The organism is Pedobacter sp. PLR (assembly GCF_026239675.1).
Taxonomy (GTDB): domain Bacteria; phylum Bacteroidota; class Bacteroidia; order Sphingobacteriales; family Sphingobacteriaceae; genus Pedobacter.
Genome location: NZ_JAPIVQ010000018.1, coordinates 1 through 6,503 on the forward strand (window position 1 = coordinate 1; position 6,503 = coordinate 6,503).

Sequence of the window (6,503 nt, forward strand, 5' to 3'; positions counted from 1 at the left end):
TGGGAATATACAGTTATTTCCATCTATTCTATTTAGGATGCACATTGTTATTGCTATCATAGCAGTAGTTCTAGGTGCCATCAGAAGGACGACTTAAACCGTACATCGCCCCCATCCAAGTACTTTTATGCTGTTGCATAGTGAACGACATCTCTGATTTAAGGTATGGTAATCCTATGAAGATCCTGGCCAACAAAGCGGGCAGTAACTTTTGGGCTTCAATGGAAAGAACCACAGGCGAGCAAATAAGTGTCATCTATTGCTTTTTTCATGGCCGCCCCGGGCATTTGACCGATATAAGCTAAGCCATCACATTAGCTTCGCTCATAGCGATGTTCGTTAATAAATATAACAGCCTTAAAAATAAACTGTTTATTTATTATCTTCAATCTTCCCGGATACCATTTCTACCTTCCAGGTATTTTCTGATCTCAGACTCAATCTTCCTGCAGGAAAGTAGCCATGGCTTTTTGGAAACCGTCACCTCCACAAGATCGCCGGAGATACTGTATCCCCCTGCAAGCTCAAATCCCCTGGCAGAAAAAGAAAATTCTCCCGATAATACATCCCCCCTAAACACACCATCGGTCTGACTTTCGATAGCAGCTTTCAACTGTTCAACCATATCATCCTTGGCTTGGGGATATTCAATAGAAAAATTGCACATAGCATTTAAATTTAATAAGCAGTCTTTGCTAAAAACAACCAACAGGCGTAATGGTTTAACCTAAAGCTATCCAAAACTGTCCTTTGCCTTTTGGATTGCCAAACTAAGGTCAATACCTTTTCACAGTGCACCTTTAAAGAGGTCGCCAGTTTCTTTCAAACGATCCAGCGCATTAAAAATAGTAAAATCATTCGTTTATTCCAGGTTTAACTTCCAGCCAATCCAATGGCATAGAGACCGGAGCTCCAGGTTTAGGACGTAAAGAATACGGGCATGCAATCGTAGCACCAGGTCTATTCTGCAAAAAATCCAGGTACATTTTACCTTTACGGTTGGCTATCATTCTCTCCAGAGTTGTGAACTCCGATACTTCTTGATGAACCAGGTTTACAATGATTTTGGCAAACATCTGAGACTGATCATAAGTATATTTCGCGGTATTGCCCGGTAATGACCTTCCAAACCATTATAGTTCAAAGGATCAAAAACACATTTTTATATTAAACCGCTAACAGTGGGTTTTGTTTCGCTCCAAAAATTAGCCCGGGCAGTAACAATTCATATCATTCAATAAGTTGCAACCACAAACACTTCTGGTCACCAATTGTTAAATCGTAGGTAACTCAAATGATTATGAAAACAAAAAGATTCATTTTTTGCTCGCTCTAGCTGCCTTTACTGGAAATACCGCCAACTTCTTTTGTTTGATTGAAATAACGATGCCTGCTTATTCTTCGTTGGGGGTGATTTGGGAAGGAGATGGAAAAATGAAAAAAACACCAAAGCCGGACTTTTGAAATATTATAAAGAGCAATACCAACAAGATGCCGAAACAATGGCCGGGACCCTTGCGAGCATGACTCAATGACCTGGCACTGATAGCCTTTATCATGGCCTTTATTAAAAATAAGATTCAAATAAATTCATTATTTAAGAACATTTAACACAAAAGTATCATGAAAAATAAACTCTTTTTACTGGCCTTAGGAACCATGTTTCTAACCGCTTGTGCTTCTTCACAACAACGTTCAAAAGAAAAGATGGATATGGATAGCACTAAGACTAAACTTCCGGACACCAATGTTGTTGATACCGTTAAAAGAGACACTTCCAGAACCACGGAACAGAAACCAATACAGCATCCCGGATTATAATTTGGCGGAAAGAATCTATTAGCTCTTATCTTACGATTCTATCTTTTTTCTAATTAATTGATTTGAAATAAATGGAATCCGTATTGATTATGCAAAGCAATCCCAATGCAAAGTCTCCTACAACAAATCATAATCACCACAAAAATCGAATGGTTTTTGTGGTGAAATAAAATTACAAAAAAGGATAACCGCAAAAATGATAAAATCATATGCCTGAAGGACCTTCCATTGTAATATTAAGAGAACTCGTTGAATCCCTCCACTTAGAAGGGCAATACATCATAGCTGTGTATGGCAATACCAGGATTGATAAGGAAAGAATGCTTAATCAGCAAGTGACTGCTTTCAAAAGCTGGGGCAAGCACTTTTTAATTTGCTTTGAGGATTTCGCCCTCAGGATACATTTCCTGATGTTTGGCAGCTACCGAATTAACGAACGTAAAGAGGCACCTGTCAGGCTTGGTTTATCTTTTGATGATGCGGAATTAAATTTCTATTCCTGCTCTTTAAAATATGTGGAAGGTAGTATAAAAAATAGCTACGATTGGTCCACAGATGTCATGGCTGAGGAATGGGATCCCAAACAAGCTTTAAAAAAAATCAGGACAAAGCCAGATGGATTGATCTGCGACATCTTGCTGGATCAGCAAATATTCTCAGGGGTAGGCAATATTATAAAAAACGAAATACTCTATCGGGTGGGCATACATCCATTAAGTATAGTAGATGCCATTCCCTTACCTAAGCTTAAGATTCTTGTAAAAGAAGCAAGACAATATAGTTTTGATTTTCTGGTATGGAAAAAAGCCTATGTACTCAAAAAACATTGGCTGGTAAACACCAGAAAACTATGCCCACTTGGGCATCCTTTGGAGAAAGCACACTTGGGAAAGACCCAAAGAAGAACATTTTATTGTCCTGCTTGTCAGAAATTATATAATTAACGGCTATAGGGAATGGCAAACTTTAATTAAAATTATTTGTCACAATTTTTGAAAACTGACACCATTATATACCCCGAATGTTAACGATCTGATCCAAATTACAGGACATCACTAAACAAAATGAGTACATCAAATCAAAATGCCCGCCTGAATGAGATAGCCCATATTCAGGCCCATGATGTGCGTGCACCATTAGCACGAATAATTGGATTGGTAGAATCGGGTTTGGGCCACTTACTTCGGGGGGATTGCATTTTCCTGAATAGAATTACTTCCTGTCTCAACTTCAACTTCTTTAGTAGTTACCGCATATTGTGATGGGTGAATCTCTGAACCATAAGCAACAGCATAAGCTTTTGTAAATTCAGCACCTATATATAAAATTATAGAAGAATAGTAAGTCCACAGTAACAAGATGACCAATGAACCAGCAGCGCCGTAAGTGCTGCCTACATCACTCTGACCGATGTAAATCGAAATGCCAAATTTCCCCAGCATAAAGAGTACAGCGGTAACCATGGCGCCAAACAATACATCTTTCCATTTAATTTTAGCATCCGGAAGCACTTTAAAAATTACCGCAAATATGAGGGATATGACGGCTAAGGTTAACAATTGATTGAGCACATAAAATACGACTATCGAAACATCCGAAAACCTGGCTTGAAGGCGTGCATTGAAACCATCCAGCAAAGCTGTAATCGCTAATGATACCAGTAAGATAAAGCCAAGGCTAATTACGACAGAAAAGGAAAGAAACCTATTTTGAAGGATTTTTAGCCAACCTCGTTTAGGTTTGGCTTTGAGCCCCCAAATGCTGTTGATAGAATCCTGAATATCAGCAAAAACGGTAGTCGCTCCTACTAAAAGCGTCACAATTCCTACAATAAATGCAACTAGCCCCTTATCACCTATTGCTGCTTTTGAAACGATTTCCTGAAGTTGCAATGCCGTTTCTTTTCCCATAAAACCCGCGAGCTGAGCATATATTTTACCCTGGGCTGCTTCCTGCCCCAGGAATATGCCACAGAGGGAAATCACTACGACTAACAGTGGTGCCATGGAAAAAACGGTATAATAAGCAAGTGATCCACTCAACTTGGTCACCTTATGGTCGTTGAATCCGGTGAAGGTAGCTTTCAACACATTCCAAACGCCTTTAAAATTTTTTCGCTCTGTTTTCATAATTTCTGTGCTTACCTGACCATTAAAGAATCACTTTCCTCCTTTCAATTGTTGTACCAATCCTTACTAAACCAGGGGGTAATTGCTGGCCAATAAAGTTTAATAAAACTATTTAATTGATTTTTTTTTGAAACCACTCCGGTTGCGGAATGTTTAAGGATTCAACAAAAGCGACTATTATGAATGTAACAGAAAAAGCAGTGTCAGTATTAAACGACCTAACAGAAATTAACAATGACCGTGTAGCGGGATTTGAAAAAGCGATTGCTGACATCAATGATGCAAATGTAGATTTAAAAGCAGTCTTTCAAGAGTATAGTGCACAAAGCAGAAAATTTAGCCAGGAGCTTACTGCTATTGTTGCCGCTTACGGAGAAGAAGTAGAAACAGGTAATAGTGTTGCAGGAACCCTGCATAGGGCCTGGATAGATGTAAAATCTCTTTTTGGTGGCAGCGATCGCGCCAGTATTCTTTCAGAAGCTGAGCGTGGTGAAGATGCCATTAAAGCAGCCTATAACATCGCCTTGGAAAAAGGAGAATTGAGTGGAGCAGCTCTGGAGAGTGTAATCAGACAAGCACAGGATATTAAAGCTGCACATGATGCCATTAAGGCCCTTAGGAATGCGGCCAAAGCAATGAATTAGTTTTTATTATACCTCATCAAAAACGCTTAATCATATGGTTAAAACTGATCAGATTACCATTCATGCTTCCCGTCTTGGAAACATCGAAGTACTACAAGAATTAATTCGCCAGAAAGCAGATCTTAATGTCAGCGATGAGAAAGGATATACGCCACTAATTATATCCTGTTATAACAATCAGTATGAGGCTGCAAAATTATTGATTGAAAATGGGGCAATCCTCGATTCACAGGATCTTGGTGGCAAAACAGCGCTGATGGGGGTTGCCTTTAAAGGCTACCTGGATATTGCAACCCTACTCATTAGCAATGGTGCTGACCTTAACCTTCAGCATGGCAATGGTGGAACAGCATTAATGTTTGCAGCCATGTCCAGTAGAAATGAGGTGTTAAAGTTATTACTCAGTCATGGAGCAGATCAACAGATTCTTGATTTCCGTGGTTTATCTGCAATGGACCTGGCAGCTCAACAGGGCAATGAAGATACCATCAGGCTATTAGGAGCTTCGTCATAAGAAGCTTTTTAAGATAAAAATGCCTGGCAATTTAAAACCGGGCATTTCTTATATAAAGTGTCTGCCTGAAAAACAGGTCGCCTCCTTCACTTGAATGGATTGCTGATCTGCTGGGAAATGGATCGCATTTGCTTCCATTTTGACGGTTTCCACACTTCCCTTTCCAGCCGGTACATAAACTGCATCATAAAGGACTGATGCAGCAGTTAAAAAGCTTTGGTCAACTGCAAATTTAGTCCCATCTGAGCCTTTGATTACCCCAAGCCTTGTTGCAATTATTTCTCAGGTACGACTGGCCTGTTGATCGGAATCTCATGAAAATTAGGTCCTCCGAGTCTGATCAATTGGGTATCTGTATAAGAAAACAGTCGACCCTGCATTAGTGGGTCATTGCTAAAGTCTATTCCTGGTACAATATGGCCTACGTGAAAGGGAAGCCTCTGCAGAATTAAATCCTCCTATAGATGAATCAACGGCCATCAAATCAAACGAGGCCCAGCCTCGCGGCCAGAGGGCGAACGAGCGTTAGATGCACCGATGGTGACCCTGAACCTTACTGCATTAATCAAGCAGCTCAAAGAAGAAGATACCTATCAAACCTCCGATCGTAATTCCATTACCTTGTTTAAATCTGATGGGATGCGCATTGTACTGATCGCCCTTCGCGAAGGAGCGGAAATGAAAACACACAGGGCCCCTGGTATAATTAGCGTACAGGTAATCGAAGGCGGGATATCTTTTGAAACCGAGCAAAAAACTGCTGAACGCAGTGCAGGGCAAATGTTGGCACTCCATGCCGGCATTCCACATCGTGTGACCGCCAGGAAAGATTCTGTATTTCTGCTCACTTTGGCTATTTCAAAGCCATCATAAGAGAACAAACAAACTCATTTATGCCATCTATATTTTATGGTTTGTTATGGTTCCTCAATTCAGGCTTTATGGCTATAGCAATTGGTGCCACACCCGAATTTAGATCGATTTCGCTATAAATGGTGAGCGATTCGGTGAGTGATTAAGATTGATTTTTTTGTATTTTAGTAGTTGAGAAAACAACTTTTACAGACATATAAAATGCCGTTGTGATATCCGGGAATTGATGGTAACCTGATTAAAAAATAACGTATCTATAAATTGAAAAAAATGATAACAAAAAACGATATTCTAAATCTTGAAAACCAACTTTACGACGCTATGAAAAGTAGTAACGTAGAAATACTCGATAAACTGTTGCACAATGATTTGCTTTTCATCGTCCCGGGTGGTGAAACCATTACCAAAGAAATGGATTTAGAAACATATCGTAATGGAAATCTAAAAATAGTTGAGCTTATTCCAAATATTGAACAGCTAAATATTATAGATGATTTAGCTGTTATTACACTAAAAATGAAC

At 39.5% G+C, this 6,503-nt stretch carries 9 protein-coding genes and 1 pseudogene; 6 read left to right on the forward strand and 4 right to left on the reverse strand.

Going from position 1 to position 6,503, the window contains the following annotated elements:
• Nucleotides 1-385: 385 nt before the first annotated feature.
• Nucleotides 386-667, reverse strand: coding sequence for a hypothetical protein (locus tag OQX61_RS24030; RefSeq protein ID WP_265844391.1), 282 nt, complete (start codon nt 665-667; stop codon nt 386-388).
• 187 nt (nt 668-854) lie between these two features.
• Nucleotides 855-1,076 (reverse strand): hypothetical protein, encoded by a 222-nt coding sequence (locus tag OQX61_RS24370; RefSeq protein WP_323670634.1) that lies wholly within the window; start codon nt 1,074-1,076, stop codon nt 855-857.
• A 547-nt stretch (nt 1,077-1,623) separates the two neighbouring features.
• Between OQX61_RS24370 and OQX61_RS24040 the strand changes: the two genes are divergently transcribed.
• Together OQX61_RS24040 and OQX61_RS24045 are read left to right on the forward strand one after the other, a co-directional pair.
• On the forward strand, nt 1,624-1,821 hold the full coding sequence (locus tag OQX61_RS24040; protein WP_265844392.1) for a hypothetical protein: 198 nt from the start codon (nt 1,624-1,626) through the stop codon (nt 1,819-1,821).
• 209 nt (nt 1,822-2,030) lie between these two features.
• Nucleotides 2,031-2,765: a DNA-formamidopyrimidine glycosylase family protein gene (locus OQX61_RS24045; RefSeq protein WP_265844393.1), complete on the forward strand. Its 735-nt coding sequence runs from the start codon at nt 2,031-2,033 to the stop codon at nt 2,763-2,765.
• 234 nt (nt 2,766-2,999) lie between these two features.
• Here the strand turns inward: OQX61_RS24045 and OQX61_RS24050 are convergent, their stop codons facing one another.
• A complete protein-coding gene (locus tag OQX61_RS24050; RefSeq protein WP_265844394.1) occupies nt 3,000-3,950 on the reverse strand; it encodes a YihY/virulence factor BrkB family protein in 951 nt (316 codons plus the stop codon).
• 179 nt (nt 3,951-4,129) lie between these two features.
• On the opposite strand from OQX61_RS24050, the gene OQX61_RS24055 reads away from it, so the two are divergent.
• Together OQX61_RS24055 and OQX61_RS24060 are read left to right on the forward strand one after the other, a co-directional pair.
• A complete protein-coding gene (locus OQX61_RS24055) occupies nt 4,130-4,594 on the forward strand; it encodes a PA2169 family four-helix-bundle protein (protein ID WP_265844395.1) in 465 nt (154 codons plus the stop codon).
• 34 nt (nt 4,595-4,628) lie between these two features.
• Nucleotides 4,629-5,108 (forward strand): ankyrin repeat domain-containing protein, encoded by a 480-nt coding sequence (locus OQX61_RS24060; RefSeq protein ID WP_265844396.1) that lies wholly within the window; start codon nt 4,629-4,631, stop codon nt 5,106-5,108.
• 293 nt (nt 5,109-5,401) lie between these two features.
• Here the strand turns inward: OQX61_RS24060 and OQX61_RS24065 are convergent.
• A pseudogene (locus OQX61_RS24065) lies at nt 5,402-5,551 on the reverse strand (catalase); the annotation flags it as partial.
• 94 nt (nt 5,552-5,645) lie between these two features.
• Here OQX61_RS24065 and OQX61_RS24070 point away from each other — a divergent pair.
• Entirely contained in the window at nt 5,646-5,981 is a 336-nt protein-coding gene (locus OQX61_RS24070) for a cupin domain-containing protein (RefSeq protein ID WP_265844397.1), read from the forward strand.
• A 270-nt stretch (nt 5,982-6,251) separates the two neighbouring features.
• A partial coding sequence (locus OQX61_RS24075; RefSeq protein ID WP_265844398.1) for a nuclear transport factor 2 family protein occupies nt 6,252-6,503 on the forward strand: 252 nt, incomplete at its 3' end.